The 1,131-nt window shown below is 44.8% G+C and carries 1 pseudogene; it reads right to left on the bottom strand.

The annotated features are described in order from the left end of the window. Nucleotides 1-285: 285 nt before the first annotated feature. A pseudogene (locus AC5WOC_RS21165) lies at nucleotides 286-1,131 on the bottom strand (hypothetical protein); the annotation flags it as partial.

Here is a 1,131-nt window from a genome sequence, read left to right as displayed (position 1 = left end):
GTCCTCTTGGACCTATCGCTCCTGTTGGACCTGTCGGACCTGTCGCTCCTGTAACTTGCATAAAGGTAGTAAGTTTTTTAGTATCTATGAGAAATGTATTAGAAAAAGTTCCTAACATATCTTGCAACAAAGGTTGCCTCCCTTCCCTTCTTATTTTTCTTACTCTACAAAAATACAAATCATTATATTCAAAAATAAATACAAAGGATTATACAATCAGAAAAAAATACCACCTTTTGAAAAGTGGTATTGAAATGAATACTTGATTTTATTCTTTCTAAAAACCTAAGATAGGCGAACAATTGTGATATTTGTGCCACTAAATGTAGCTGATGATCCACTAATGTTTACTAAGGTTAAAATGGAGTTACCAATAAGTGGCGTATTAAAGACCGCTTGTGAATTCAATTCAACAGAAAGACCAAGAGTAGAAGATGAATTAATGGATTCTGAACCTGAAATCGGGATTCCAGTTAACTGCAATACTACTTGTGCTGCTATTCCGGGTACTGTAGTTACAGCTGTCTCATAAATCGCTAAATAAGTTTGACCGGGGGCAAGCTGTATTTGTGCTGTACCAGGAATGTGAGAAATAGATGACCCATTAATCACTAAATTCGTACTCAGTGGGATGGCAGTATTATTTGACACAACTTGACTTCCTGGGTTTACAATCATTGCATTATCAGTTGTTACAGTTGGTCCCGTGACTCCTTGGATTCCCGTTGGACCAGTGGAGCCAGTAGGTCCTGTAGGTCCTGTCGCTCCGGTCGCTCCAGTTGGACCCGCAGGACCTTGGATTCCCGTTGGACCGGTTGAACCTGTCGGACCTGTTCTTCCGGTAACTCCTGTTGCTCCAATTGGGCCCGCAGGACCTTGGATTCCCGTTGGACCGGTTGAACCTGTGGGACCGGTTGAGCCTGTTGCTCCTCCAGGAGCACCGGTTTCTCCACGTGCTCCAGTCGTTCCGGTGGCTCCGGTGGTACCTGTATCTCCTGTTGCGCCAGTTGGCCCAATAACTCCAGTAGGTCCTATTGGACCCGTTGGGCCTGTAACTCCAGTAGGTCCTATTGGGCCAGTTGGGCCTGTAACTCCAGTAGATCCTATTGGGCCGGTTGGGCCTGTAACTCC

The organism is Shimazuella sp. NTD247 (assembly GCF_059510415.1).
Note: the sequence above shows the minus strand (reverse complement) of the source record. Positions and strands in the feature narration are given on the sequence as shown.